Below are 26,652 nucleotides of genomic sequence, written 5' to 3' on the forward strand. Positions count from 1 at the left end.
CCGGCGCCCTAGAGTCAACGTACCTTGCGCCATGAAAAAACTGTTGTACGTCATAACCTTAGCCTTCTCGGCCATCCCCAGCGCCTTCGCCACTCCCCCGGCGACTTTCACCGAAGCCAAAGTCGTCGCCAAGCAGAAGGTCTACCTTGACCAGGCCAGCAGCGCCATGGGTGATCTCTACTGTGGCTGCAAATGGACCTGGGTCGGCAAGTCCGGCGGTCGCATCGACGCCGCCTCCTGCGGTTACGAAACCCGCAAGCAGCAAAACCGCGCCGAGCGCACCGAGTGGGAACACATCGTCCCGGCCTATACATTCGGCCATCAGCGCCAGTGCTGGCAAAACGGCGGGCGTGAACAGTGCGTGGACACCGACCCGATCTTCCGCGCAATGGAGGCCGACCTGTTCAACCTCTACCCGGCGGTGGGCGAAGTTAACGGCGACCGCAGCAACTTCAACTACGGCATGGCTTCGGGGGTCGCCCCGCAGTATGGCCAGTGCACCACCAAGGTCGACTTCCAGCAAAAGTCCGCCGAGCCCCGCGACGAGGTCAAAGGCCTGGTTGCCCGCACCACCTTCTACATGTTCGATCGCTACAAGCTGAACATGTCGCGTCAGCAGCAACAGCTGCTCATGGCCTGGGACAAACAGCACCCGGTGTCTGCCTGGGAAAAAGAGCGCAACGCCCGCATCGCACGGATCATGGGGCACGCCAATCCCTTCGTGACGGGCGAGCGGACATGGTCGCTGGGCTACAAGCCGCTCGGTGATGGTGTGGTCGCGTCAGGTGCCCCGAAAGCCGCCCCCGCCAAGGCCGCCGAGCGCACGGTTGCCAGCGCCGCAACTGCCGGCGCGATCCTTGGCAACCGCAACAGCCATGTGTATCACCTCGCCGCTGGTTGCCCTGGCTACGCTCAGGTCTCGCAGAAAAACCAGGTGTCGTTCGAGTCCGAAGCCCAGGCACAAGCTGCCGGGTATCGCAAAGCGGGCAACTGCAAGTAACCGCAAACACCTTGAGGCCGTGCGCAGGCATTGCCTCAAGGTGCTTTATGCCAACTGCAACAATGCCTCTTCCACCGCGGCCACCGTCTGGTTGCCTGCTGCGCCCGACAGCCGCCATGCCGCGATGGTCACCCCCAACGGCACCACCTGGCCGAGTGGCGCCACCAGTTCACCGCGATCGAGAAAAGGCTGAACAAGGCTCCTGCGCCCGATCAGCACACCCGCCCCCAGCAAGGCCTGCTGCACCGCAATCGAATACAGTGAAAACCCCGGGCCCTGGGCCACGAACTGCTGCTCGGGCATGACCGCGCCCGACCACACATCCCAGTCGCGCCAACCCACATCCTTGATGCAACGTACCTTCATCAGGTCGCTGGGTGCGCTGATCTGAGCCGCCAGCGCCGGCGTGCAGACCGGGAAGATATCCTCCTGCGCAACCACCCTTTGCCCGCGCAGCACCTGCTCGGTATAGAACAGGCAGAGGTCGTAAGGGCTGCGCTTGAGGTTCGGTGGCTCATCGATTGCCGTGACCGAAATTTCGACTGGCGCCAGCAATTCGGTCAGACGTGGCAGGCGCGGGCCGATCCACAACTGCGCCAGGGCCGGTGAAGTGACGATATGCACCCGCTGCGGCGCCGCCAATCGACGAAGGCTTCGGGCGGCTTCTTCCACGGCGTCGAAGGCCGCGGTGAATTGTGCCTTAACGCTTTCGCCCAACGGCGTCAGCCTCACGCCCTTGGCATGACGCTCGAACAACGCCGCGCCGTACTGGGTTTCCAGGGTCTTGACCAGCGCGGCAATCGCACCAGGCGTTACCTTCAACTCATGGGCTGCCCGGGCGAACCCGCCAAGACGCGCCGATGCTTCGAACGCACGCAGCGCATTGAGCTGCAGGGTGTGCCGGGTTGGGGAATCAAGTGACATGTCATGAGCCTTATTTTTTCTAGGCCTAATATTCCAGAAAACTGCGTTGTGACCAAGCCCCTCGGGTTTTACCTTGGCGTTACGGACGGCAGCACTTCCCCGTCCAGGCCACAACAAACAAGGACTTCACATGCACTATCAAAGTGGGAAGCAGGCGTTCCTCCAGGGCGCCCACAACGTTCTCCCATTGACCACCGGCGTCATTCCGTTCGGCCTGATCACGGGCGTGACCGCTGTCGAGATGGGTATGTCGCCCCTCGATATCATGGGCATGACCCTGCTCTTCTATTCAGGCTCCGCGCAAATGGTGGTGCTGCAACTGATCCAGAACAGCGCGCTGCCATTGACCATGGTGGTCACGGCATTGGTGATCAACCTGCGTTTCCTGATGTACAGCGCCGCGCTCGCGCCCCATTTGAGCAGCCTGCCCCGTCGCCGCACCTGGCCCCTGTCGTACCTGCTGTCCGACCAGTCGTTCGCCCTGTGCAGCCTGAAGCTGGCGTCGGGCGAGTTGGGCCCGTTCGCCTTTCCCTATTACGCCGGCACCGCGATCACCATGTGGTTCGGCTGGAACCTGGCGGTGTTGGGTGGCGTGTTCCTCGGCACCGGCATTCCCGACTCTTGGTCGCTGGGTTTTGCCATTCCGTTGTCGTTCCTGGCCATTCTGGTCCCCAGCATCCGTAACCCGGCCACGATAGGCGCGGCAGTCGCCGGCGGGGTATTGGCGGTGCTGGCCATCGACCTGCCCTACAACCTCGGTTTGCTGGTCGCCTCGTTGGGTGGCGTGCTGTGTGGGCTGGCCATAGAGCATCTGCGTAAAGAGGCCCCCGTTGCCCAGGCAGATCACGTAAAACCGGAGGCACAATGAGCGAATTGGCGATGTGGACCACCTTCGTGCTGGTCGGCGCAGGCACCTTTGCGATTCGCCTGTCTTTCATCGAGTTCTATGGCGCCTTGCGCATTCCCCCGCTGTTCAGACGTGCGCTGGCTTATGTGCCCGCCAGCGTGCTGGCCGCGCTGGTACTGCCGGCCGTGGTCTACCAGGACCGACACGCACCGCTGGACTGGAGCAACCCGCAAATACCGGCGGCGGTGGTCGCCGGCCTGGTCGCCTGGCGCACGCGCAGCACATTGCTGACCCTGGCCGCAGGCATGGGGGCGTTGTGGCTGTTCAGGAATTGGGGGCTGTAGCCTGGCGCAGGGTTGCCATGACCGCGACCACCAGCGCCAGGTTGACCAGTGCCAGGCTACACAGGGTGATCAATATGCCCATGGCGCCGAAATGCTCGAACAGGTAGCCGCCCACCAATGGCGTCAGCGCCTGCCCGATCAGCGAAGGCCGGGACATCCGCCCCATCAGCAGTACGTATTGTGAAGGCGGCAGCAACGCCAAGGGCAGCAACCCACGTACGATCGCCCGCAGGCCGTTGCCGCAGCCGAAAATCAACAAGCCCAGCGCCGTCGCCCCAGGCGCCAGCGCCACCAGTATCAGCCCCAGCGCCACCAAGCCCGAGCTGAACAACGCGGTCCAGATCGGATGGCGCTTGCCGGCCAATATCTGCAGCACCCGCGAGGCCACCTGGCTGGGCCCGAGCATGGCGGCCAGGCCAATGGCGGCGGTCAATGAATGGCCCAGGCCCTGGAGTATCGAGACCAGTTGCACCGCCACCGCGGTCATGATGATTGCGCCAATGGCGAAAATGGTGGTCAGCAGCAGGTACAAACGCCGATCAACCGCCGTGTCGTCTGCTGCGGCTGTTGCCTTGCGCTGCTGTTGCTGCCCGCCGGCTGGCAGCACTTTCCAATACAGCGGGGCCACCACCAGGAGCAACAACATGGCATAGGCCACGCAAGCCTCCCGCCAGCCGAGCTGCTCGATGAGCACGGCCACCGCTGGCCACGACAAGGTCGAGGCAAAGCCTGAAATCAACGTAATGCCGGTAATTGCGCGCCCTGCCCGTTCGCCATACAACGCGCCCAGGGTCGCGAACAGGGTTTCATAAAGCCCCATGGCCATGCCAATGCCAATCACCACCCAGGCTAAAAGAAATACCCACAGTGTGTGGCTCGCAGCCATGACCAACAGGCCCGCCGCAACCACGGCACCACTGCCGGCCAACTGCACTCGCCCACCATGGCGGGCCACCAGCCGGCTGGATATCGGCGCCAGCAACGCGGCGACCATCAGGCCCAGCGACAGCGCACCATAGACCCACTGGCTGGCCCAGCCGGTTTCCCGCATGATCGGCTCGCCCATGACGGCCAGCAGAAAGAAAGACCCACCCCAAACCAGAATCTGCAGCGCGCCCAGGCAAAAAATGCCCCAGGCGCCAGGCAATCGAGCATCCGCGTTCACATCAAGACCTTGTACAAAAAAACAGAAAAGCGTCGGGCCTAAAGCATGTGGCCAGACCAGATACCTTTATCGACCAGTTCGGCCGCAAGCGCCACGAAGGTGTCGCCGACATAGCGCGTTGCCGGGCTGACCCGGCGATCTGCCGGCGACACCATTACCAGTTTGCGCATCGGTAGCGGGTCCACCAGGGGCGCGGCGCAGAGGGTTGCGTTCTGCACATGCCCATAGATGGACGCCAGCGGCAACGCGGTCAGGCCAAAGCCATTGCGCACCAGGTCGATCATCGCGCCGAAGGAGTCCGCTTCGATACTGGCCGAGATCTCGATCCCCGCCTGTGCGGCGCAGTCATCCATGATCTTGCGCAAGCCATGGCGCGCGCTCGGCAGTACCAGTTGCGCATCAGCCAGGGTCTTGAACGCAACCGGCTGGTCCATCGTCAAACCCGCCTCGGGCGGCCCCACCAGCACCAGGTTCTCCATCATTACCGGCACGATGCGCAAGGTATGACGCGGTTCCAGGTCATAGGAAATCGCCAGCTCCAGCTCGCCGCGCTGCAACCAGTCCAGCAGGTAGCCACTGAAGGCCGATGAGAAACGAATGGAGAGCTCCGGGTGGGCTTCGCGGATGCGCTTGACCAACGGCACCGTGACGATCTCGGCAATGGTCGGCGTGGTGCCGATGGCCACTGCGCCCCGGAAACGGCCATCGCCACCGCCCACCGAACTGCGGATCGCCTCCAGCTCCTGCATGATCCGGCTGGCGTGCTGCAGCACTTCACGACCGGCCTCGGTAATCACCATGCCCCGCCCGTGGCGTTCGAACAGGTAGACGCCAAGTTCTTTTTCCAGCTGGCGGATCTGCCGGCTCAAGGCCGGTTGCGCAATGTGCAGACGGTCCGATGCCTTGCTCAGGCTGCCCAGCTCGGCCACATGAATCAGGGTTTTGAGTTGAACAACGTCCATAAACGCCATCGGTTGGTTGCCAGGAAACAGCAGTCTAAACAGACCGCCCCGCATCAGCTATAGAATCTCGGCATATCAGGTAGTGCACCAGCCCTCTTATTGCAGCGCCAGCGCTGGGGTAGCGTGAACACAGGTCGAGCGCTCGACGCTCGATCCCCTTACAACAATAAGACCAGAGGGCTACACCATGTCACCGCAACCCAACCGTGCTCGTGCCATTCTGGGAGCCTGCTCGGGCAACCTGGTCGAGTGGTACGACTTCTTCATCTATGCCTACACCGCGATCTACTTCGCCTCATCGTTCTTCCCCAAAGGCGACACCACCACACAATTGCTGGCCACTGCGGGCGTGTTCGCCGTCGGCTTCTTCATGCGCCCGCTGGGTGGCTGGATCTTCGGCTGGCTGGCCGACACCCGCGGGCGCAAGGTGTCGATGATCATTTCGGTGTTCATGATGTGCGGCGGTTCGCTGCTGATCGCACTGATGCCCACCTACGAAACGGTCGGCATCGCCGCGCCGATCATGCTGGTGGTGGCGCGCCTGATCCAGGGCCTGTCGGTTGGCGCCGAATACGGCACCGGGGCCACCTACATCAGTGAAATCGCCACGCCTGGGCGTCGCTGCTTCTATGGTTCGTTCCAGTACTTCACCATCATCGCCGGGCAATTACTGGCGTTGTTCACCGTGGTGGCACTGCAACAGACCCTGAGCGATGAGGAACTGCGTGCATGGGGCTGGCGCATACCGTTCTTCATCGGCGCCCTGAGTGCAGTGGTGGTGGTATACCTGCGCCGTTCGATGCACGAAACCGCCTCGAAAAAAGACATGCACCGCGAGGGCGCGGGCTCGCTGCGCGGGATGTTCAAGCACAAGCGCGCCGTCGCCCTGGTGCTGGCCTTCACCATCGGTGGCTCGCTGTACTTCTACACCTACACTACCTACATGCAGAAGTTCCTGGTGATCTCCGCCGGCTTCGACGCCGAAACCGTAAGCTTCATCATGACCTCGGCGCTGATCGGCTTCATGTTGTGCCAACCGCTGTTCGGGCTGATGGCCGACCGCCTCGGCATCAAGACGCACATGTTGCTGTTCTCCGGGCTCGGCATCCTGGTCGTGATTCCTTTGCTGTTCGCCCTGCAGCGCACGAACAGCCCGTGGATGGCGTTCGCCCTGGTCTTCGGCGGCTTGCTGATCGCCTCGCTGTACACACCCATCGCCGGTATCGTCAAAGCCGAGCTGTTCCCGCCGGCCGTGCGCGCCCTGGGGGTCGGTTTCCCGTATGCCATCGGCAATGCGACGTTTGGCGGCACAGCGGAGTACGTGGCGCTTTCTTTCCGCGCCGAAGGCGTGGAGAGCTACTTCTTCTTTTACGTTGCGGCAGTGCTCTGCGTGACCTTCATCGCCTCGGTACTGATGCCCAACCTCACCCGTCACGGCTATATCAGTGGCGATGGCAAGGTCGAGGAACACACCGGGCTACCGGTGGCCAAGTCGGCAGTCGCCCAGGCCTGATCCCCTCTTTCTCAGGATCTGCGCAATCCCTGTGGGAGCCGGCTTGCCGGCGATGCAGGCAACCCGGTGCATGGCACCGGCCTCGCCGGTGATCGCTGGCAAGCCGGCTCCCACAAAAGCCCCCGGTAATTCAATTTTGAGCTATGCCGAGCAGGCATATCTCAAAGAGAAAAAAGGTAGTCGTCCTGCCCCCGCTTCGCCCCCATGATGGCTGAAAACAAAAGCAACACGGGAGACACCCATGTCATCGCAAGAAGTTGAACAATCCTGGCAAGAAGACGTGTTCCGCGTCCTCAAGGCCCACGATGTGAAACACGTCGTGTTCGTTCCGGATGCTGGCCACAGCGCAGCCATCCGCATGTCGTACCAAGACCCCGACATCAAGGCCGTGGTCCTGACCACCGAAGAAGAAGGCATTGGCTACCTGGCCGGCGCCTGGCTCGGTGGCGAGCGCGGCGCCCTACTCATGCAGTCCAGCGGCGTCGGCAACTGCATCAACACCCTGGCCTTGCAGAACTGCGCCGGCTTCCCCTTGCTGATGGTGGTCACCATGCGTGGCGACTGGGCCGAGTTCAACGCCTGGCAGAACCCCATGGGCCAGGCCACCGAAGCCTCGCTGCAACTGATGAAGGTGATGACCTGGCGCGCCGACAAGCCCGAGGACGTTGCCCCGCTGCTGCACGGCGCCGCCACCATGGCGTTCAACGGTGATTCCGCCACTGCCCTGCTGCTTGGCCAGCGCCTGATCGGAGAAAAGAAATGGGTCAAGTAAGCGCCAACCACACCCTCTGCCGCCGCGAAGTGGTGCGCACCCTGCTGGCCGATCGCGACGACCTGTTGGTGGTCACCGGCCTGGGTTCGGCCTCCTACGATGTGATGGCTGCCGGCGACCATGACAACAACTACTACCTGTGGGCCGCCATGGGCAGCGCCATCACCGTCGGCCTGGGCCTGGCCAACGCCCAGCCGGACAAGTCGGTGGTGGTCATCACCGGCGACGGCGAACTGCTGATGGGCTTCGGCGCGCTGGCCACGGTCGCCCTGCAAAAACCGCAGAACCTGACCATCGTGGTGCTGGACAACGGCCACTTCGGTGAAACCGGCATGCAGGTCAGCCACGCCGGCTTCGGCATCCAGCTCGACCAGGTCGCGCACACCTGCGGTTTCAGCTGGACCAACGAAATACGCGACATCGAAGGCGTGCACGACCTGCGCGAGCGCTTCGCCACCCGCCAGGGCGTGAAGCTGGCCACGGTCAAGATCAAGGCAGAAAACCCGCCGCGGGTGCTGCCGCCACGTGACGGCCACTACATCAAGAATCGCTTCCGCGCAGCCCTGGGCTTTCAGCCGACCTGACCGCCCGCCTGGAGAACAACAATGAGCGACTACAACAGCGAAGAACTCAATGCCATCCGTGAAGGCGTGCGCGCCCTGTGTGGCGACTTTCCTGCCGAGTACTGGCGCAAGATCGATGAAGAAAAGGGCTTCCCCGAGGCCTTCGTCAAGGCTATGACTGAAGCGGGCTGGTTGTCGGCGATGATTCCCGAACAATACGGCGGCTCGGGCCTTGGCCTGGCCGAAGCGTCGGTGATTCTCGAAGAGGTCAACCGCTGCGGCGGTAACTCCGGCACCATCCACGGCCAGATGTACAACATGTTCACCTTGCTGCGTAACGGCAGCGACGAACAGAAGCGCTACTACCTGCCAAAACTCGCCAGCGGCGAGCTGCGCCTGCAGTCGATGGGCGTCACCGAACCCACCACCGGCACCGACACCACCAAGATCAAGACCACCGCCGTGCGCAAGGGCGACAAGTACGTTATCAATGGCCAGAAAGTGTGGATCTCACGCATCCAGCATTCCGACCTGATGATCCTGCTGGCCCGCACCACGCCGCTGGCCGAGGTCACCAAGAAGTCCGAAGGCATGTCGATCTTCCTGGTAGACCTGCGCGAGGCCATCGGCAATGGCCTGACCGTGCAGCCCATCGCCAACATGGTCAACCATGAAACCAACGAGCTGTTCTTCGACAACCTGGAAATTCCGGCCAGCAGCCTGATCGGCGAGGAAGGCAAAGGCTTCCGGTACATCCTCGACGGCCTCAACGCCGAGCGCACGCTGATCGCCGCCGAATGCATAGGCGATGGCCGCTGGTTCATCGAAAAGTCCGCCCAGTACGCCCGCGACCGCGTGGTGTTTGGCCGCCCGATCGGTCAGAACCAGGGCGTACAGTTCCCGATCGCCGAAGCCCACATCGAGATCGAGGCCGCCGACCTGATGCGCTGGCAGGCCTGCGAGCAGTACGACAGCGGCAAGAACGCAGGTGCCGCCGCCAACATGGCCAAGTACCTGGCGGCCAAGGCCAGCTGGGAGGCGGCCAACGCCTGCCTGCAGACTCACGGTGGCTTCGGCTTTGCCAATGAATACGACGTCGAGCGCAAGTTCCGCGAAACCCGGCTGTACCAGGTGGCGCCGATCTCGACCAACCTGATCCTGTCCTACGTCGCCGAGCACCTGCTCGAACTGCCACGTTCGTTCTAAACACTGCACATGACTTATTGAGTTGGCAGAGACCTGTGGGAGCGGCTTTAGCCGCGAACACCGGCGTAGCCGGTGCCAGCCACCGCGTCGCCAGCTTCGCGGCTGAAGCCGCTCCCACAAGGTACGCGACAGCATTGGAGGCTTTATGCCAGATCCCATACGCCCCCTCGACGGCATTACCGTCATCAGCCTCGAACACGCCATAGCCGCGCCCTTCTGCACTCGCCAGCTTGCCGACCTGGGCGCCCGGGTAATCAAAGTCGAACGGCCAGGTGTCGGCGACTTTGCCCGTGGCTACGACCAACGCGTCAACGGCCTGGCCTCGCATTTCGTCTGGACCAACCGCTCCAAGGAAAGCCTGTGCCTGGACCTGAAACAGGACATCGCTGCGGACATCCTCGACCAGTTGCTGGAGCAGGCCGATGTGCTGGTGCAGAACCTGGCACCGGGCGCAGCGGCGCGCTTGGGGCTTTCATTCGACACCCTGCACGAACGCTTCCCGCGCCTGATCGTCTGCGACATTTCGGGCTATGGCGCAGGCGGGCCGTACGAACAGAAGAAAGCCTACGACCTGCTGATTCAGAGCGAGGGCGGTTTCCTGTCGGTGACAGGCGGCGCGGGTGACGACCAGATGGCCAAGGCCGGCAACTCCATCGCCGACATCGCCGCTGGCATGTATGGCTATACCGGCGTGCTTTCGGCCTTGTTGCTGCGCGAGCGAACCGGCCAAGGCAGCCGGGTCGAAGTGTCGATGCTCGAAAGCCTGGCGGAATGGATGAGCTACCCGCTGTACTACGCCTACGACGGCGCCAGCCCGCCGCCTCGCGCCGGGGCGGCCCATGCGACCATCTACCCTTATGGCCCCTTCCCTGTGGGTGACGGCAACACGGTAATGCTGGGGCTGCAGAACGAGCGCGAATGGCGGGCTTTCTGCGAGCGGGTGCTACACCAGCCAGCATTGGCTGACGATGAGCGCTTCGCGGCCAATTTCAAGCGGGTGGCAAACCGCGAAGTGCTGCGTGCGCTAATCATTCAGGCCTTCGCTACGCTGGACTTCGACACGGTCATCACTCGGCTCGACGACGCGGGTATTGCCAATGCTCGGGTCAACGACATGCAGGGCGTCTGGCAACACCCGCAGTTGCAGGCGCGTGAGCGCTGGCGGCGGGTCGAGACGGCCCAGGGCAGCATTCCAAGCCTGCTGCCGCCAGCCTCCAGCAATGCCTTCAGCCCGCGCATGGACCCGGTTCCGGCCCTGGGCCAACACAGCGCCAGCATTCTTTCGGAGCTGGGGCTGTCCAACGAACGCATTCATGAACTGCGCGCTGACGGGGTTATCTGACCCCACTCTCTGAAAAAGGACGCCAACAATGACAACACAAGACGTCAACGCCTGGGTGGGCCGCAGCGAAACCTGCAACGACCGCATCACCCACAACCTGGTCAAGCGCATCGCCGCCACCTTGGGCGAAACACCGCCCGCCCCTGGCGAGGCCTTGCCGCTGCTTTGGCACTGGGCGTTTTTCCAGGACCCTGTCGAAGCCGCAGGCTTGGGCAGCGACGGTCACCCCGCGCGCGGTGGTTTCCTGCCGCCGGCGCAGAACCGCAACCGCATGTGGGCCGGCAGCCGTCTGGAATTCGTCACCCCGTTGCGTGTGGAAGCCGAGGTCTCCCGGCAGTCCACATTGCTCAAGGTGGAAGAAAAGCAAGGCCGGACCGGTTCCCTGCTGTTCGTCACGGTACGTCACGAGTATGTCCAGGATGCCCGCACGGCATTGATCGAAGAACAGGACATCGTCTACCGCGAGCCGACCCCACCCAAGCTCGGCGGCACCGATACCGCACCTTCAGGGGACTGGCAGGAAACGGTGACGCCGGATGCCACCCTGCTGTTCCGCTACTCGGCCGTCACCTTCAATGGCCATCGCATTCACTATGACTGGCCCTATGTCACCGAAACCGAAGGCTACCCAGGCCTGGTGGTCCATGGCCCACTGATCGCGACCTTGAGCTTGCGCGCTTTCCAGCGCGCCAACCCAGCAGCGCTGGTACGCCGCTTTGCGTTTCGCGGTCTGCGCCCGCTTATTTCGCCAGCGCCCTTCGCGGTCGGCGGACGTCTGCTGGAAAGCGGCAAGGCTCAGGTCTGGGCAACTGCTGCCGAAGGCATGGCGCAGGCCGGCGAAGTCGACTTCGACCTGGAGTGTTCACAATGACCAGTACGCTCGTCAGATCTGCCCTGTTCGTCCCTGCCACGCGGCCGGAACGCATTCCCAAGGCCCTGGCCAGTGGTGCCGACCGGGTAATCGTCGACCTGGAGGATGCCGTCGAGGAATCGGCCAAAGCTCAGGCACGTGACAACCTGGCCGCCTTCCTCACCGAGTATCCGGATGCCAGGGTGCTGGTTCGGGTCAACGCTCCCGGGCACTGGGCTCACGAGACCGACCTCGACCTGTGCCGTCAGCACGCGGCTGTTGCCGGGGTTCTGCTGCCCAAAGCAGAAACTGCCGAGCAGATACGCCGAGCACATGCCACGGGCAAACCGGTTTGGCCGATCATCGAGAGTGCCCTTGGCTTGGTAGCCCTGTCCCAGCTGGCCTCCACTCAGGGCGTCGAGCGGTTGTCGTTCGGCAGCCTCGACCTGGGCCTGGACCTGAATCTGCGTGAAGGCAGCGAAGCCGCCGCCCAAGTGTTGGGCCACGCCCGTTACGCCGTGCTGCTGCACAGCCGGGCCGCCGGCCTGGCGGCGCCACTGGATGGCGTATACCCAGCCATCCAGGATGTCGAAGGCCTGTATCGTCATACCCAGTTCGCCCGCGACATGGGCTTTGGCGGCGCGCTGTGCATTCATCCGAGCCAGGTTGCTGTCATTCACCAAGCGTTGCGTCCCTCGGCGGCCGAGCTGGACTGGGCACAGCGCGTCATCGCCGGCGCAGCTGCCGGTGCTGGCGTGTTTACCCTGGACGGGCAGATGGTCGACGCCCCGGTGATTCTGCGCGCCCGTGCACTGCTGGCGTTTGCCGACCCGAAAAACCAGCCTCAGGGCTGATCGAGGAGCATAAATGCCTAGCTTGACGCCCCCCAGGCTCTGCCGGCCAAAGCCTGAAACCACGAGCGCCAGCGCCGACGCCCTGTTGCTTGTGGCAGGCGAGTTGATGGCCGAAGTGGGTTATGGCGCCATGACCATGCGCCAGCTGGCCGCACGGGTGGGCGTGCAGGCTGGCAGCCTCTACCACCATGTGGCGAGCAAGCAGGACCTGTTGCTGGATGTATTGCTGGCGGTGGTTGCGCAGCGCCTGGACGCCTGGCAGCGAAGTCGATACTCACGGAGCCTGCAGGGTTACCTGCGCTTCATGCTGGCGCGCCAGCGCTCACACCCTGCCGAGGAACTGCTGCTGCGCCATGAGTCACGTCACCTGCAAGCGCAGCAACGTCCATGGCTGAACGAAGCCCTCGAGCGCCTGCACCAGCCCTTGCGACAGGTCATCGAAAAGGCGCATCTGGGCACACGGGATGCGGGATGCGTCACCCAAGCGATCCTGAGCCTGCTCGATACCGCCGATGGTTTGCGACACCGCGAACCCCAGGTGCCGGAAACCTGGATAGAAGCCTGGGTCGTGGGCATGAGCCAGGCCGTGCTGCACGCGCAAGCGCCACGGCCGCTGCCTGCATGACCTGGCGCTTCGAAAAATGCCATCCGTCGCCTGCCTGTATCAGCCATGAAACACGTCAAGCACGGGGGTTTGACAGACACACGAGCGCTGTCTAGACCCACAAGGACCGATCCCCCATTTTGCTGTTGGCCGATCCTCAATTCACCGAGGTAAACGCCATGCTCGACATCATCGATTGTCCCAATTCCCTGACTTCCAAAATACCGACCCTGCGCACCAACGGGGTCAAGGTCGTCATTCGTTACTACAACCACAAGAACTCAAGAATATTTCCAACCAAGTGCCTCGAACCGGCTGAAGCCGCTGCCCTGGATGAAGCAGGCATTGCCCTGGCAACGGTATTCGAGCAGCGGGCGGGCGCTGGCGGGCATGTCGAGGATTTTGGTACCGCCAACGGCACACGCGATGGCACACGGGCCAAGGAACTTGCCAAGCGCCTGCGCCAGCCTGAAGGTTCAGCGATCTATTTCGCCGTGGACTGGGATTTTGTGAAAGCGGCAGAGCTGAGCGAGGTTGAAGCCTATTTCCATGCGGTCAACGGGGCCCTCAATGGCGATTACCGCGTCGGTGTGTACGGCTCCGGAAAGGTAGCGGCACATTTGCTCGACAATTCGCTGGCCTCGCTGGTTTGGCTATCCGGGTCGCTTGGCTGGTCGGGAACACGACAAATGCTGGCGACCGACCGTTGGGCGCTGTTCCAGAAGGCACTGGAGCGCAACGAGGCCGGCATCAGCCACGACGGAAACATAGCAAGCCCGGCATTCAGCGACTTCGGGCAATTCCACCTGGGCGGCGCGAACGCGCCTGAGATCGGCCAACCTGCCTCCACGCCGTTGGCGCTCATGCGTGTAACAGCCCGCTCGGGACTCAACCTGCGTCGAGGACCTGGGCGCGAATTCACCGACATCGACACATTACCGCTGAATACAGTCGTGCGGGCATTGGGCCGAAACGGGGACTGGATCAAGGTTGATCGCGAGGGTGACGGTGTCGCCGAAGGCTTCATGTTTGCCGAGTTCCTCGCGCCTGTCGCAGGTGGCCTACCGCTTCCTGCGCCCACGGGCAGCCAACCACTCGACATTGCCCTCGCCGAGCTGGCAGCTGGCATCGCAGAGGTCCCGGGCCCCGGCAACAATCCCCGCATACTGCTTTACCACTCCACCACAACGCTGCACGCCACTCAGGACAGCGTGGCCTGGTGTTCTTCGTTCGTGAACTACTGCGTCACCCAGGCAGGCATGCACGGCACCAACAGCGCGGGCGCCCAGTCGTGGCATACCTCGGATTGGGGCATTGACGTCACCCAATCACCCCACAAAGGCGACATCGTCGTCTTCAGTCGCACCGGGGGTGGCGCTAGCCCCGGAAGCGGCCATGTCGGATTCTGGCTTGACTCAGGTGGCGGCATGATCAAGGTGCTGGGAGGCAACCAGGGGGACCGGGTATCGATAGACACCTTCCCCGAGAAAGGTAAAAAGGGCCCCTTCACCTACAAGCTGCTATCCATTCGCAGAGGATAAGCGGCAGCACAGGCATGTAATCATGCCGCGGAGTACATCTGTACTCCACGCGCTACAAGCAGGCAGTGAAGCCCTCAATCGAAAGTTACGAGCACATCAGCGCTGCGTCCAGAAGTCTGCCTTTGTCATACCAGGCATCGCGTTGGTAAGCGGAAAACTGATGCTGAGTTCCAGACGGGCGAATTTCGACGAGTCCGGTGGACTGCTTGGGATCGGTACTTTCGAGGAACAGTGCCAACGCGTTGTTTTCTTCGCGCATGAACGCCTTCTCACCTGCCGGCAGCTCACTCTGCACACACTTAATGTAGTCGGGCGGGCTTTTCGTCGTGGTGCCGGCCACATTGTCGTGCCCCATGCGAATGTCCGGATCATGGGCGCACCCCGTCACCAGCAACGCTGCAAACAGCGGAACCAGTGCACGGCGGGTAATTGAAAGGGATGGGCGAAGGCTGGACGTGCGTTTCATGTGGCAATCTCCGACGCGCCCCGATATGAAGGTCAAAGTCCGGCGGATACAGCCCTTTTTTGTTGTGGGGTCATCAAGCTCAGCCGGGTCAGTTTAGCCCCGCGCACAGGCCGGCCATAGGCAGGTTCGCTATAGGGGTTATGCAGGTCGTCGGCCCAAGCCGAGCACACATTGATCCGTATTGATCATTAATGCATGCGAACAATGCACTTATCATATCAATGACCCTGCCGCACCATGCTCCTCAATAAGAACCGTGCGCCGCGTCCAGGCGGTGCACGTCATAAAAGCGGTGGAGTACAGGTAATGACAGCAGCAATCCCCTCCGGGCGCTCACGCGCCAGCGCAATCTTTCGGGTGACTTCGGGCAACTTCCTCGAGCAGTTCGACTTCTTCCTCTTCGGCTTCTACGCCACCCAGATCGCCTCGGTATTTTTCCCTGCCAGCAGTGAATTCGCTTCCCTGATGATGACCTTCGCCGTATTCGGCGCAGGCTTTCTCATGCGTCCGCTGGGCGCAGTGGTGCTGGGCGCCTATATCGATGAGGTGGGCAGGCGCAAAGGCCTGATCGTCACCCTGTCGATCATGGCCAGCGGCACGATCCTGATCGTGCTGGTCCCCGGCTACGAAACCATTGGCCTACTGGCCCCGGCCCTGGTGCTGGTCGGCCGCCTGCTGCAAGGCTTCTCGGCAGGCGCCGAACTGGGCGGCGTATCGGTGTACCTGGCGGAAATCGCCACGCCGGGCAACAAAGGCTTTTTCACCAGTTGGCAATCGGCCAGCCAGCAGGTGGCGATCATTGTTGCTGCAGCCTTGGGCTACGCCCTGAATCAATGGATGGCACCGGCCATGATTGCCGACTGGGGCTGGCGGATTCCGTTCTTCGTCGGCTGCCTGATCGTGCCGTTCATCTTCCTCCTGCGGCGTAACCTGGAAGAGTCCGAAGAGTATGCAGCGCGTAAACACCGCCCGGCCATGGCCGAGGTATTCCGTACCCTGGTGCAGCACTGGACGACCGTGGTCGCCGGCATGCTGATGGTGGCGCTGACCACCACCGCGTTCTACCTGATCACCGTGTACGCACCCACCTTCGGCAAGACCGTGTTGCACCTGAGCACCTCCGACGCCCTATTGGTGACGTTGCTGGTGGGGGTGTCGAACTTCATCTGGCTGCCGCTGGGTGGTGCTTTGTCCGACCGCATCGGCCGCCGGCCGGTGCTGATCGCCATGACCCTGCTGACCCTGGCGACGGCCTACCCGGTGCTCACCTACCTGGTGAACGCGCCAAGCTTCGCCCACATGCTGGAAGTGCTGTTGTGGTTGTCGTTCCTTTACGGCCTGTACAACGGCGCGATGATCGCCGCGCTCACGGAAATCATGCCGGTCGAAGTGCGGGTCGCCGGTTTCTCTCTGGCCTACAGCCTGGCAACCGCTGTCTTTGGCGGCTTCACCCCGGCCATTTCGACGTTCCTGATCCAGTACACCTCGGACAAGGCCGCCCCCGGCTACTGGATGAGTTTCGCCGCGCTCTGCGCGCTGTGCGCGACGCTCTACCTGTACCGCCGTTCGTCCGGCCGCCTGCAACCGGCGATGTCCTGAGCCAGCCCTTTTCGCGAGCGAGAACATGAACAGACTATTCAAACAGGCAGCCTTCGCCTTGCTGGCCACCTTTGGCCTTGGCAACGTAGCTCAGGCTGAAAACCTACGCGTCATGACCTCCGGTGGCTTCACCGCCGCCTACAAAGTGCTCGGCCCGACTTTTGCCCAGGCCAGCGGCAACACCTTGGACACGGTGCTGGGCCCGTCGATGGGCAAAGCGCCCGAGGCGATCCCCAATCGTCTGGCCCGTGGCGAAAAGGCCGATGTGGTGATCATGGTCGGCTATGCGCTGGACGAGCTGATTCGCCAAGGCAAGGTCGACCCGGCTTCGCGGGTGGAACTGGCCGACTCGCGCATCGGCCTGGTGGTGCGCGCAGGCGCACATAAACCCGATATCAGCACGGTGGAAGGCTTGAAGAAAACCTTGCTGGACGCGAAATCCGTGGCCTATTCGGATAGCGCCAGTGGCGTGTACATCGAAAACCAGTTGTTCAAGCGCCTTGGGATCGAGGACCAGCTCAAGCCAAAAGCTACGATGGTGCCGAAAATTCCAGTGGGCACCGTGGTTGCCAGCGGCGACTATCAACTGGGCTTTCAGCAGGTCAGCGAATTGCTGCCTGTGCCAGGCGTAAGCTTTGTGGCCAAGCTGCCGGAAGCGGTGCAGTCAGTCACCCGTTTCGCCGCCGGTATTCCGGTCGACGCCCAACACCCGACGCAAGCCAAGGCCCTGCTACAGTACCTCGCCTCCCCGGCCGTCCAGGCGCAAGTGCAGGCCACCGGCCTGGACTCGGTCAGCCGCTGACCTGAGCCTTCATTTCCACCACCAGGCGCTCAAGCGCCAATGCCGCCGGGGTCAGCGTGCGACCCCGGCGTTTTATCAGCCCGACACTGCGCATCACCTGGGGTTCGATCAACGCAACCCGTGTCAGGATCGGGTGATCGGTGGCCGGCATGGCCATCAGCGGCACGGCGGCAATGCCCAGGCCGGCCTCCACCAACCCGATCATCGTCGTCACGTGCCGGGTCTCGCAGATGCTCTGACGTTGCGGCACGATGCCGCTGAGCGCCTGATCAAGCAGAAAGCGATTGCCCGAGGTACGGCCCAGCGAGATGTAGTCCTGCTGGTAAAACTCCTCCCAGGTCACACTGGCGCGTCCCGCCAACGGGTGATCACGGCGACAGGCCAAGACATAGGTTTCCTGCACCAGCGGCTCGAACTCGACATCGGCCTCCAGCGTACCCATGAAACTCAGGCCGAAATCCGCCTCGCCATCGACCACGGCGCTCAATACATCGTGGGCGCTGGCATCCAGCACCTTGACCTTGATGCGCGGAAATTGCTGGTGGTAGTGCGCGACCACCCGCGGCATGAAGTAATAGGCCGCTGACGGCACGCAGGCGATGGTGACGTGGCCAAGGCGGTTCGACGCCACTTCGCTGATGCCCAGCAAGGCGCTGTCCAGGTCGTCCAACAAGCGCTCGACACTGGGCATGAAGCCACGCCCGGCCTGGGTCAGGCTGACTTTGCGGGTAGTGCGTTCGAACAGCCGGACACCCAGCGCGTCTTCAAGCTTCTCGATGCGCCGGCTCAGGGCAGGCTGGGAGATCCGCACGGTTTCGGCGGCTTTGCGGAAACTGCCGTGGTCCACCAGCGCGCGGAAGGCTTGCAGGTCGTTGAGGTCGAAATTGATGGCCATAGGCACGCACTCAGGAACAGGCAGATTGATACGCCTATTCTATGAGTGCAGCCAATTAATGCAAAATGTAACAGAGCAGAATCAGTCCAGGCCTTCAAGCAGGCCGTCGGCGCGCAGGACCTCGGCAATCACCGAATCGTCGACCGCATACACCCCTCGCGACGCCTTCCACACCAGTTTCTTCTGCTGCAGCGCGATCAGCGCCTGCTGCACGCCGGGCACCTCGACCTGAACGTCGTCCGCTTCGATGCCCGCCAGTGCCATGGCCTTGCCATACAGCGCCATGGTCGGCGCCTCGAAGGGCGCGTAGTCATCGCCCTTCACACTCATCACCCGAATCACCGCCGACTGGATCGGGGTCAGGCTGTGAATCACCTTCCTGAGGTTCGCATTCAGCTCATCGGCCTGGGCACGCACAAGCTCGGCAAAGCGCGCGGGTATCGCGTCGGGTTCGATGACGAAATCGAAGCGGATCTCGTCTGCCGCCGCTCCCAGCAGCTCGGGGCGAAAGCCGCTTTCCTTGAAGAGCTGGAACACGTGCGCGGGGTCGAGCGCTCCAGCAAGGTCGACGTTGGCGCAGAACCAGTCGATGAAGTCTTGGTCCAGGGTCGGGAACTGCACCATAGATGCGCCGAAAAATGCCTGGTCCTTACTGTTACGCAGCATCGCCAGCTTGTCCCGGTTCGAGCCTGTGCAGACTACACGCAGGCCATGGTGCCGGGAGCTGTTGAGCTCGTCCCTGGCCGCCTTGAGCGCAAACAGCGCGGCCACGCCTTCGTCCGTGGTGATCGCATGCTGCGCTTCGTCGATCATCAGGACGATGATCTTCTTCGACTCGTCGGACAGTGCCACCAGCGCGGCGGTCAAGTCGATGTCCTTGCCCAGGCCAATCTTGTCCAGGCTGAAATTCAAGCCGCCAACCACCACCTTCTCCATGCCCGACGACCTGGCCAGCCGGGTGATGAACCCCTCGTTTCGCCCGACGGCTTCGCGCACTGCCTCGACGATGACAAGCCCCGGGTCTTTTTTCAGGTCTTTCCACAAATCGGCATACAGAACGATCGCCCCGGCTGCCTCCAGGGCGGGACGCAGGTCTTCACGGGCGAAGGTGGATTTACCGGTCCGCCGTGGCGCCGCCAGGAATACGCCCGAGCTGGCCGCACTGCCCACGGCGACCTGCAAAATCAGCTTCGAGAGCCGCGCAGCCAGGGCTGGGCGATGGTAAAGGGTTTCGCTCATTTCGGTCCTTGAACACAGGCCTATAGGAAATTATAGAGCGATTATAGAGCAATTATATAAACCTGTGTTTCGTTCTATAGCCAATTATAGAGCGACTATAGAAAGCATTGCCGCGACAGATAAGAGTACATTCGTACTCCTGCAATATCGACGCTGCAAAAATGGATCCAAAGCGTTAAGGTAGACGCCAGGCAATTCCAACCGCCATGGAGCCCGTCATGACTACCCTCTCCCGCCTCAGCTTGCTGATCCTGATCGTCGGCATGGTTCTGGGCGACATCATCGTGGCCAGTGTGGGCCTGGTGGGACTGTGCGGCGCCGCAGTCTACTTCACACTGCAGCAGGACGCCGAGGTTGAGGCCACCAAGCCCGAGTTCCTCGCTTAGGGAACCGTGTTGCCGATCAAGTTCGCCGGCCCCACGATTGTCGGGCTCTGGTCATACCCCAGGTCGGCGAGCAGCTTGCCTGTCTGGCGAATCAACGCCTTGAAGGATGGTCGCTTTTTGGCTGCGCGCAGTGTCTGGGCCAGGGTGTAGGTGAAGGCGCCATACGAGGTCACACCGTGACGGTATTCGTATGACAGCTGAGACTCACCGCATGCATACATGAGAATGGGCAGGTAGGGGCCGTCGTGGTCGTAGGCCTTGCGGCGTTTATCGTAAAGCTTGTCATCATAACCACGCACCGCAATCGACTGGCCGAGGCGACGAATACCCAAGCGGTTGCTGATGGTATTGGCGCTCTCGGCCAAATGCGTGTTCTTGCGCGCCTTCTTCACCCAGTCACGCTCGACCCACATCTGCAGTTCAGGCTCCCAGCGCAGCGCACGATGGCGGATGTCATCCGGCGGCACCAGCCCTCGGGCACGCCGGGCCCCATCGCGGGTCATGCCACCGGAGTGGCAGCAGTCGAAAATCGTGATGAACTGCGTGCCGTAGGGCAACTGGATATAGAGGTCGCGGAAATCGTTGTCGAGAATCGCGTGTTCCGGCGTCCAGTCGAAATCCCACGGGCACAGACATTCGTCGATGCGATCCGCCTCGCCGGTCGCGTTGGTATTGGGTATCTGTGCACCATGCCCGGAATAGAAAAGCACCCGGCGGTCGCCGTCCTGTGCGTCATCCAGCAGCCAGTGCAGGCGCTCGCGAATGCCTGCGGCGGTAGCTCGCTCATCCAGCACCACACGAATGTCATCTGCAGCGAACTTCGACTCTTGCAACAACGCACTCATCAGAAAGACGTCATTGACGCAGCCTTCAAGGCGGTCCTCGGGGTTGGGGTAGTTGTTGATGCCAATCAGCAGCGCCTTGTCTTTCGTGCGACGCACCGCACGCCCCTTGGATACGGCAATGGACAGTGACTTGTCGACGACGGCGAGCCGCTTGTCGAAGCCTTTGGAAACGCCGGTCTGCAACAGCGGCCCCCACACATTGGCCACGGTTTCGCTCTGGCCCAGGTAATACGTGGCATCGTGGTTCAGCACGTCACCCGGCTTGTCGAACGGCGTCATCACTTGAGTGAAATTCGTATCGCGCAAGAACAACGGTGCCGTGAATACGTGATCATGTTCGTTATAAAGGTGGTACCACTTGCGTGCCCCGGGGATACCTTCGATGCGGCCACCAAAGGTCTCACGCACCGCAGGGTTGCCAATTTGCGAACCAAACGTGATCAGCACCCGCTTGTTCATCAGCGATGAATTTCTGCGGAATGTATCGTAAGCGACCAAAGACCCCAGGCTGTGCGCACAGACAATGTCGGGTTGCGAGCCCTGTATATGGTGGGTCAAATCGTTGCGCAGCCTGGTCCGCAGCGCTTCGTCCGCAGCCCACTGGGCCACCATGCCAGCGGTCCAGCGCAGTCGATCAGGGAACTGGCCAATGCCACGGCTGCGTCGAAACAGATCACCCACCGAATGGATCACCGAACTTGTGAGCAGGCGCAGCGTCGCATCGGCAATTTCCGGTGCGCCGAGATTGGCGGCGGCAAAGCGCGCGTCATATTCGAAGAAGTCCAACTCGATGTCGGCCCCCGGCGCCACCCGAGACACCGCATCGGCAATTGCCCGATGCCAGGAGGATTCAAAATTATCGTCTGCTTCTTCGCGGCCGATGCCATGCACACACAGAATCTTGATTGTCATAGCCGTTGCTCTTCAGTGGCGTATTCGAAATATCCAGTTCCGACATTCGCTGCTGTTCTGTTTAGCAACCTACGGCCACGTCGAACCTTGCGGCGACGTCTGGTGCACCCGACAAACAACTCCACTACAGCAACTTAGAATCCACGATAGAACAAGAAGCTACGACGCTCATATTGTTTGGAAATAAAAGACCTACAGCCAATTCTTCACGCCAAAACTTGAATTTCACGACATCAACCATCGATGTGTTGAACAATTACAAACTTGCGCAACACGCGGCAAAATCCGGAAGCACCCCGCTAGTCGATATGGACGATCCGCACACCCACGGGCACCGGTATCGTCGCATACAGGCAGGCACCCCGCCCGCCTCCCCAAGATGCCTATGACTGGAGGGCCTATGAAGGTACTGGTAAGCATCAAGCGTGTGGTCGACTACAACGTCAAGGTTCGCGTCAAGGCGGACAGCAGCGGCGTCGACCTGGCCAACGTCAAGATGGCCATGAACCCCTTTTGCGAAATCGCCGTTGAAGAAGCGGTGCGGTTGAAGGAACAAGGCGTCGCCACTGAAGTGGTCGTGGTCAGTGTCGGTCCGGCCGCCGTCCAGGAGCAGCTGCGTACCGCACTAGCCCTGGGTGCCGACAGCGCCATCCTGGTCGAAGCCGCTGACGAGCTGAATTCGCTGGCTGTGGCCAAGGCGCTCAAGGCCGTTGTCGACCAGGAGCAGCCTCAGCTGGTCATCCTCGGCAAGCAGGCCATCGACAGTGACAACAACCAGACCGGCCAGATGCTGGCCGCGCTGACCGGCTACGCCCAAGGCACCTTCGCCTCCAAGGTCATCGTTGCTGGCGACAAGCTGAACGTCACCCGTGAAATCGACGGCGGCCTGCAGACCGTATCGCTGAACCTGCCGGCAATCGTCACCACCGACCTGCGCCTGAACGAGCCGCGCTACGCGTCGCTGCCGAACATCATGAAGGCCAAGAAGAAGCCGCTTCAGAGCGTCACTGCAGACGCGCTGGGCGTATCGCTCGCCTCCACCAACAAGACCCTGAAAGTCGAAGCGCCTGCTGCCCGCAGCGCTGGTATCAAGGTCAAGTCGGTGGCCGAACTGGTCGAGAAGCTGAAGAACGAAGCGAAGGTAATCCAATGACTATCCTGGTTGTCGCTGACCTTCTACAAGGTCCTGAAAACGCTGCCGTAGCCCCGGCCACCCTGAACACTGTCGCCGCTGCTGCCAAGATCGGTGGTGATGTGCACGTGCTGGTCGCAGGCACAAACGTCGGTGGCGTTGCCGAGGCTGCCGCCAAGATCGCTGGCGTGGCCAAGGTGCTGGTGGCCGATAACGCTGCCTACGCCCACGTGCTGCCGGAAAACGTCGCGCCGCTGATCGTTGCTCTTGTTGAACAAAGCGGGGCCTCTGGTTATAGCCACGTGCTGGCACCGGCCACCACCAACGGCAAGAACATCCTGCCACGCGTTGCCGCGCTGCTGGACGTCGACCAGATCTCCGAGATCATCTCGGTGGAATCGGCCGACACCTTCAAGCGCCCGATCTACGCCGGTAACGCCATTGCCACCGTGCAATCGAGCGCTGCGGTCAAGGTCATCACCGTGCGTACCACTGGCTTCGACGCCGTATCTGCCGAAGGTGGTTCGGCTGCCGTCGAGGTCGTCGGTGCTACCCATAACGCTGGCATCTCCGCTTTCGTTGGCGAAGAGCTGGCCAAGTCCGACCGCCCAGAGCTGACTGCAGCCAAGATCGTCGTTTCCGGCGGCCGCGGCATGGGCAACGGTGACAACTTCAAGCACCTGTACAGCCTGGCCGACAAGCTCGGCGCTGCCGTCGGTGCCTCGCGCGCTGCGGTCGACGCAGGCTTCGTGCCGAACGACATGCAGGTCGGCCAGACCGGCAAGATCGTCGCGCCACAGCTGTACATCGCCGTCGGTATCTCCGGCGCGATCCAGCACCTGGCGGGCATGAAGGATTCCAAGGTGATCGTCGCAATCAACAAGGATGAAGAAGCGCCGATCTTCCAGGTGGCGGATTACGGCCTGGTCGCTGACCTGTTCGAGGCCGTGCCCGAGTTCCAAGGCCAGCTGTGAATGTAAGGGCCTCATCGCCGGCAAGCCGGCTCCTACACCTAACCTTGTGGGAGCCGGCTTGCCGGCGATGAGGCCACTCAGAACACCCCCTCAGGCTTCAACGCACCCCAGGCCAACCCTGAAAGCTCGGCATGATGCTCATGCACCCGGGAATATGCCTGCACGCCTTGGCCCCGGCAGACTCCGGCGGTGCCGATGCCAACAACGTCAGGCCAATGATCAAGGCCACGGACAACGGCACGCAGTACATCAGAACGCTCTGTATCTTCATCTCGACCTCCGCCCCCGCCAGGCGAGCTGGCGGGGTGCTGCGTCACTCAACGTTCATCCACGGTGACGATCTCACGGCGCTCGGCCATGCTCGCCGGCACCTGGTCCTCATCGGTGAAGAACTGCTGGTACCACTCGCGCAGCTGGTACACCGGGCCGTCGTTCTCGGCCAGCACCGGTTTGTCGATACGGGTCTTGTGCTTCCAGATGTCCACGTCCTGGTAGAACGAGGTGCGGTTGCCCATGACGTAGGCCTTGGCGATTTCAAGGTTCTGTTCTTCGGTCCAGCCCGGCACCCGCTTGACCATGCAGCCAAAGCGCAGCACGAAGCTGTCCGGCGTCACCGGCACGTGGCTGTTGAGCAGAATCGCGTGCACCCGCACATCGCCGAACATCGAACTCAACTCGGTAAAGTGCGTGGCCGGCCCGTAGTAGGCCGACGGCGCAATCAGGTCGCCCCCAGGCGCTCGAGTCGCCATGGAAGATCTGCCGGCCGATGTGCCCTTCGAACACGTTGGCGAAGTACTTGGTCGGCGTACCGTGCACCGGCCCGAAATGCTGGGCGTCCACCAGGTTGTCGACCAGCTCGCGGGGGTTGGTGTCGATCAGCATGGTGTCGATGTTCCACTCGTGAATCCACTCCGGGTCATCCATTTCCGGCAAGTGCGGAATCACCACGCCTTCCTTCGGCGGTCGGCCCTCCGGGTTGTTCCACACGAACAGCAGGTTATTTTCCTCGCAAGTCAGCCAGCTACGGGTCTTGGCCTTGGGCGGAATGCGCTTGCAGTACGGGATTTCAACGCACTTGCCGCTGGTGTCGTACTTCCAGTGGTGGAACGGGCAGACCACGGTGTCGTTTTCGATGGTGCCCTGGGACAGGTCGGCACCCATGTGCGGGCAGAAGGCATCGAGAATGCTGATGTCGCCGGTGCTGCTGGCAAACGCCACCAACCGCGTGCCGAAGATGTTCAGGGTGTGCAGCTTGCCATCACGGTAGTCATCGGCCACGCCCAGGCAGTGCCAGCCCTGGCGTAACGGTGGGTGCGCTGGGCGCTGTCGATGGAGAGTTCGGCGAGTTTGGTCATCTTGTTGTTATTCCTGTGTTGGGTACGCCATTCACCGGCAATACCCCTGCTGAGTCAGGGTGTATTCCTGGCGAACATCTTTGAGCAGAGCTGCCGGGCCCTCATCCCCCAATTGGACTAGGTGGAGCCCGGCCGGGCACTACTGGCCGAAGCGCCGCGCCGCTTCCGGGCCGAAGTCGCGAGGGCTGAAGCCTGGGCGGTTGAGCTGGTAGCCGTTGCGCTGCTCGTTGATCAGGTTGAATGCCAGGTAGCTGCCGGCGTTGAGGTCGTGGTAAAGGCCCACACCCGCCTGCGGACGCTGGGTTTCATAGGCGTAGAAGTAGTTGACCATCGAGGTGCGCCACAGCTCGCCACGGTTGTCGTAGTTGTCGGCGAGCATCGGGTACCAGGTGTCCTCGTCGATGTACAACTTGCGCTTGCCATACAGGTGGCGATAACCAGGCTTGAGGGTGCCTTCCAGCTCCCACACCCGGTGGCGCTCGTAACGCATCGCGTCGGGGTTGAGGTGGCCAGGCATCAGCAGGTTGGCGTACTTGAGTTCCGGGGCATGCACGCGGTAGGCGTTGTAGGGGATGTACATCTCCCGCTTGCCGACGATTTTCCAGTCGTAACGCTGGCCCGAGCCGTTGAACAGGCGCACTTCGTCGACGGTGATCGAGCCGCCGCTACCGGGGAACGACATGTCGAAGCCATACCCCGGCGATTGCCGCACCCGGCGTGTGCCCGGGTCGTAGCGCCAGGCCTGGCGCGGTTCGGTCTTGTCGTTCCAGAACTCGGTACCGGTGTTGATCTCGCCCTTGTCACGCTGCGGCAGCATCGTTTCGTTGAGGTAGAACGACGAGTTGCCAACGGTGTCGCCCACCTTGCCTGGCTCCAGCGCGGCGCCAGGTTGCGCGAATGCACCCGGCCCCAGTTGATGTTGCCATCCTTGAGCACGTAGGCGTTGTCGGAGACGTATTCCTCGGTCCAGGCCCGCAGGGTGAAGGTCGACGCGTTCTTCAACAGCTCCAGGCCACTGCGCGGCACCGGGAACGGTGTGCCGCCGGTCTTGCCGACCACGCCTTCGCCGTCGTCCACCAGCTTGGCCAGCTTGGCATTCTCGCGGGTCGCCTGGCACACCGCATCGTCGAAGCGAAAATCACGGTGGCTGGGGTAGATCGGCATCTTGAATGTCGCCGGGTACAGCTTGAACAAGGCCTTTTGCCCGTCGGAAAGCGCGTCGGCGTACTGGGCCAGGTTGTCGGCAGTGATCACGAACAGCGGTTTTTCATCGGGATAGGGGTCGACCGGATGATGCCCGGTGCCTTTGAACGTCACCTGGGGCGGCGTGCCCAGCCACTGGCCGGAGAACGGCGGGATACTGCCGTCGGCGTTGCCCTTGGGGTCGGCGCCCAGGCAGGTCAGGTCCTTGCCCAGGCGCTCGACATCCTCAGGCGCGGCCTGCACCGCGCCACTGGCCGCGCCCAGCAGCAGCGCCAGAGCCAGACCTTGCGGGGCAAAACCGCGGGCAGCGAGCAGGCGACGGCTGGCCGGTTTACTGTCGGTCATTCTTGTTCTCCT

Annotated in this window: 25 protein-coding genes and 2 pseudogenes; 17 read left to right on the forward strand and 10 right to left on the reverse strand. The window is 62.2% G+C overall.

Features of this window, described 5'->3' with window-relative positions:
• Positions 1-31 precede the first annotated feature (31 nt).
• The gene (locus PspTeo4_RS08020; RefSeq protein ID WP_322363164.1) at positions 32-1,000 is read left to right on the forward strand and encodes an endonuclease; all 969 of its coding nucleotides are present in this window, start codon (positions 32-34) and stop codon (positions 998-1,000) included.
• Positions 1,001-1,045: 45 nt separating this feature from the next.
• On the opposite strand, the gene PspTeo4_RS08025 is transcribed toward PspTeo4_RS08020, so the two are convergent.
• Positions 1,046-1,924: a LysR family transcriptional regulator gene (locus PspTeo4_RS08025; protein ID WP_322363165.1), complete on the reverse strand. Its 879-nt coding sequence runs from the start codon at positions 1,922-1,924 to the stop codon at positions 1,046-1,048.
• 130 nt (positions 1,925-2,054) lie between these two features.
• On the opposite strand from PspTeo4_RS08025, the gene PspTeo4_RS08030 reads away from it, so the two are divergent.
• Both PspTeo4_RS08030 and PspTeo4_RS08035 read left to right on the forward strand, forming a co-directional pair.
• Positions 2,055-2,792, forward strand: coding sequence for an AzlC family ABC transporter permease (locus PspTeo4_RS08030; RefSeq protein ID WP_322363166.1), 738 nt, complete (start codon positions 2,055-2,057; stop codon positions 2,790-2,792).
• Complete coding sequence (locus PspTeo4_RS08035) at positions 2,789-3,115, forward strand: AzlD domain-containing protein (RefSeq protein ID WP_322363167.1); 327 nt, start codon at positions 2,789-2,791, stop codon at positions 3,113-3,115. Before PspTeo4_RS08030 ends, PspTeo4_RS08035 begins: the two co-directional genes overlap by 4 nt.
• Here PspTeo4_RS08035 and PspTeo4_RS08040 read toward each other — a convergent pair.
• Both PspTeo4_RS08040 and PspTeo4_RS08045 read right to left on the reverse strand, forming a co-directional pair.
• Complete coding sequence (locus tag PspTeo4_RS08040) at positions 3,096-4,280, reverse strand: MFS transporter (RefSeq protein ID WP_322363168.1); 1,185 nt, start codon at positions 4,278-4,280, stop codon at positions 3,096-3,098. The two genes, PspTeo4_RS08035 and PspTeo4_RS08040, sit on opposite strands and share 20 nt — an antisense overlap.
• 38 nt (positions 4,281-4,318) lie before the next feature.
• The gene (locus tag PspTeo4_RS08045) at positions 4,319-5,242 is read right to left on the reverse strand and encodes a LysR family transcriptional regulator (protein ID WP_322363169.1); all 924 of its coding nucleotides are present in this window, start codon (positions 5,240-5,242) and stop codon (positions 4,319-4,321) included.
• A gap of 187 nt (positions 5,243-5,429) precedes the next feature.
• Here PspTeo4_RS08045 and PspTeo4_RS08050 point away from each other — a divergent pair, with 187 nt between their 5' ends.
• From PspTeo4_RS08050 to PspTeo4_RS08090, 9 genes are all read left to right on the forward strand, one after another.
• Entirely contained in the window at positions 5,430-6,755 is a 1,326-nt protein-coding gene (locus PspTeo4_RS08050) for an MFS family transporter (protein WP_322363170.1), read from the forward strand.
• Between the two features lie 241 nt (positions 6,756-6,996).
• On the forward strand, positions 6,997-7,527 hold the full coding sequence (locus PspTeo4_RS08055; RefSeq protein ID WP_322363171.1) for a thiamine pyrophosphate-binding protein: 531 nt from the start codon (positions 6,997-6,999) through the stop codon (positions 7,525-7,527).
• Positions 7,515-8,111 carry a thiamine pyrophosphate-dependent enzyme gene (locus PspTeo4_RS08060; RefSeq protein ID WP_322363172.1) on the forward strand — a complete coding sequence of 199 codons (597 nt, stop codon included), beginning with the start codon at positions 7,515-7,517 and terminating at the stop codon, positions 8,109-8,111. Before PspTeo4_RS08055 ends, PspTeo4_RS08060 begins: the two co-directional genes overlap by 13 nt.
• A 21-nt stretch (positions 8,112-8,132) precedes the next feature.
• Positions 8,133-9,296 carry an acyl-CoA dehydrogenase family protein gene (locus PspTeo4_RS08065; protein WP_322363173.1) on the forward strand — a complete coding sequence of 388 codons (1,164 nt, stop codon included), beginning with the start codon at positions 8,133-8,135 and terminating at the stop codon, positions 9,294-9,296.
• A 145-nt stretch (positions 9,297-9,441) separates the two neighbouring features.
• Positions 9,442-10,638: a CaiB/BaiF CoA-transferase family protein gene (locus PspTeo4_RS08070; protein WP_322363174.1), complete on the forward strand. Its 1,197-nt coding sequence runs from the start codon at positions 9,442-9,444 to the stop codon at positions 10,636-10,638.
• Positions 10,639-10,666: 28 nt separating this feature from the next.
• On the forward strand, positions 10,667-11,509 hold the full coding sequence (locus PspTeo4_RS08075; RefSeq protein ID WP_322363175.1) for an FAS1-like dehydratase domain-containing protein: 843 nt from the start codon (positions 10,667-10,669) through the stop codon (positions 11,507-11,509).
• A complete protein-coding gene (locus tag PspTeo4_RS08080; protein WP_322363176.1) occupies positions 11,506-12,342 on the forward strand; it encodes a CoA ester lyase in 837 nt (278 codons plus the stop codon). Before PspTeo4_RS08075 ends, PspTeo4_RS08080 begins: the two co-directional genes overlap by 4 nt.
• Before the next feature lie 13 nt (positions 12,343-12,355).
• Positions 12,356-12,967 (forward strand): helix-turn-helix domain-containing protein, encoded by a 612-nt coding sequence (locus tag PspTeo4_RS08085; protein WP_322363177.1) that lies wholly within the window; start codon positions 12,356-12,358, stop codon positions 12,965-12,967.
• Between the two features lie 158 nt (positions 12,968-13,125).
• Complete coding sequence (locus tag PspTeo4_RS08090; RefSeq protein ID WP_322363178.1) at positions 13,126-14,487, forward strand: TIGR02594 family protein; 1,362 nt, start codon at positions 13,126-13,128, stop codon at positions 14,485-14,487.
• Between the two features lie 85 nt (positions 14,488-14,572).
• On the opposite strand, the gene PspTeo4_RS08095 is transcribed toward PspTeo4_RS08090, so the two are convergent.
• Positions 14,573-14,953, reverse strand: a complete 381-nt coding sequence (locus PspTeo4_RS08095) for a hypothetical protein (RefSeq protein ID WP_416196910.1) — start codon at positions 14,951-14,953, stop codon at positions 14,573-14,575.
• A 306-nt stretch (positions 14,954-15,259) separates the two neighbouring features.
• Between PspTeo4_RS08095 and PspTeo4_RS08100 the strand changes: the two genes are divergently transcribed.
• Complete coding sequence (locus tag PspTeo4_RS08100) at positions 15,260-16,552, forward strand: MFS transporter (RefSeq protein ID WP_322363179.1); 1,293 nt, start codon at positions 15,260-15,262, stop codon at positions 16,550-16,552.
• Positions 16,553-16,577: 25 nt separating this feature from the next.
• On the forward strand, positions 16,578-17,354 hold the full coding sequence (locus PspTeo4_RS08105) for a substrate-binding domain-containing protein (protein WP_322363180.1): 777 nt from the start codon (positions 16,578-16,580) through the stop codon (positions 17,352-17,354).
• Here the strand turns inward: PspTeo4_RS08105 and PspTeo4_RS08110 are convergent.
• The gene (locus PspTeo4_RS08110) at positions 17,344-18,249 is read right to left on the reverse strand and encodes a LysR family transcriptional regulator (RefSeq protein WP_322363181.1); all 906 of its coding nucleotides are present in this window, start codon (positions 18,247-18,249) and stop codon (positions 17,344-17,346) included. The two genes, PspTeo4_RS08105 and PspTeo4_RS08110, sit on opposite strands and share 11 nt — an antisense overlap.
• A gap of 81 nt (positions 18,250-18,330) precedes the next feature.
• On the reverse strand, positions 18,331-19,488 hold the full coding sequence (locus PspTeo4_RS08115; RefSeq protein WP_322363182.1) for an ATP-binding protein: 1,158 nt from the start codon (positions 19,486-19,488) through the stop codon (positions 18,331-18,333).
• Positions 19,489-19,706: 218 nt separating this feature from the next.
• Here PspTeo4_RS08115 and PspTeo4_RS08120 point away from each other — a divergent pair, with 218 nt between their 5' ends.
• Positions 19,707-19,874 carry a hypothetical protein gene (locus PspTeo4_RS08120; RefSeq protein WP_322363183.1) on the forward strand — a complete coding sequence of 56 codons (168 nt, stop codon included), beginning with the start codon at positions 19,707-19,709 and terminating at the stop codon, positions 19,872-19,874.
• Here PspTeo4_RS08120 and PspTeo4_RS08125 read toward each other — a convergent pair.
• On the reverse strand, positions 19,871-21,631 hold the full coding sequence (locus tag PspTeo4_RS08125) for a caspase family protein (RefSeq protein WP_322363184.1): 1,761 nt from the start codon (positions 21,629-21,631) through the stop codon (positions 19,871-19,873). The genes PspTeo4_RS08120 and PspTeo4_RS08125 overlap by 4 nt on opposite strands.
• A gap of 400 nt (positions 21,632-22,031) precedes the next feature.
• Here PspTeo4_RS08125 and PspTeo4_RS08130 point away from each other — a divergent pair, with 400 nt between their 5' ends.
• Both PspTeo4_RS08130 and PspTeo4_RS08135 read left to right on the forward strand, forming a co-directional pair.
• Complete coding sequence (locus PspTeo4_RS08130) at positions 22,032-22,784, forward strand: electron transfer flavoprotein subunit beta/FixA family protein (RefSeq protein WP_322363185.1); 753 nt, start codon at positions 22,032-22,034, stop codon at positions 22,782-22,784.
• Positions 22,781-23,737 carry an electron transfer flavoprotein subunit alpha/FixB family protein gene (locus PspTeo4_RS08135; protein ID WP_322363187.1) on the forward strand — a complete coding sequence of 319 codons (957 nt, stop codon included), beginning with the start codon at positions 22,781-22,783 and terminating at the stop codon, positions 23,735-23,737. The genes PspTeo4_RS08130 and PspTeo4_RS08135 overlap by 4 nt, the downstream gene beginning before the upstream one ends.
• Before the next feature lie 97 nt (positions 23,738-23,834).
• Here the strand turns inward: PspTeo4_RS08135 and PspTeo4_RS08140 are convergent, their stop codons facing one another.
• From PspTeo4_RS08140 to PspTeo4_RS08155, 3 genes and pseudogenes are all read right to left on the reverse strand, one after another.
• Positions 23,835-24,008, reverse strand: a complete 174-nt coding sequence (locus tag PspTeo4_RS08140; RefSeq protein WP_322363188.1) for a hypothetical protein — start codon at positions 24,006-24,008, stop codon at positions 23,835-23,837.
• 46 nt (positions 24,009-24,054) lie between these two features.
• Positions 24,055-25,015, reverse strand: a pseudogene (locus PspTeo4_RS29810) (Rieske 2Fe-2S domain-containing protein).
• A 216-nt stretch (positions 25,016-25,231) separates the two neighbouring features.
• Positions 25,232-26,640 (reverse strand): annotated as a pseudogene (locus PspTeo4_RS08155) (DUF1329 domain-containing protein).
• Between the last annotated feature and the right edge of the window lie 12 nt (positions 26,641-26,652).

This window comes from Pseudomonas sp. Teo4 (assembly GCF_034387475.1).
Taxonomy (GTDB): domain Bacteria; phylum Pseudomonadota; class Gammaproteobacteria; order Pseudomonadales; family Pseudomonadaceae; genus Aquipseudomonas.